The sequence below is a fragment of the Corynebacterium lemuris genome (genome assembly GCF_024919295.1).
GTDB classification, from domain to species: Bacteria; Actinomycetota; Actinomycetes; order Mycobacteriales; family Mycobacteriaceae; genus Corynebacterium; species Corynebacterium lemuris.
Map to the genome: position 1 here is coordinate 1 of NZ_JANWTC010000052.1, position 409 is coordinate 409.

Below are 409 nucleotides of genomic sequence, written 5' to 3' on the forward strand. Positions count from 1 at the left end.
GGCAGGTGCGAGGACGATGTCGAAGCGGGTCTTCGCCCAGTCCTGATCACCCACATCCCGCCCGTCCGGGGTGGGGGTGCCGGCCGGCTGCTGGGCGAAGCGCTTGATCAGCGAGTCCTTGACCCCGAAGACGGAATCCCCGATGGCCAGCTGCGGATCGTCCTCGACGAAGATGTGGGTGACCAGGGTGCGCTTCTCAGGTGCGGTGACCATGAAGTGCAGGTGCGCAGCTCGCACCGGGGACCGGCCCACCGCCTCGAGCATCTTCCCCACCGGACCGTCATGCGGGATGGGGTAGGGTACCGGGGTCAGCCCCCAGAAGCGGTACTCGCCGCGCTCATTGGTGAACAGGTGGGCGCGTGCGGCCATGCGGTCGTCGCCGTACTGGACGTCGTAGAGGCCGTCCTCG

The 409-nt window shown here is 68.2% G+C and carries 1 protein-coding gene; it reads right to left on the minus strand.

Annotated elements, in window-relative coordinates:
• The coding region (locus NYP18_RS15335; protein WP_500784502.1) for a dioxygenase family protein at nt 1-409 on the minus strand (409 nt) is incomplete at both ends.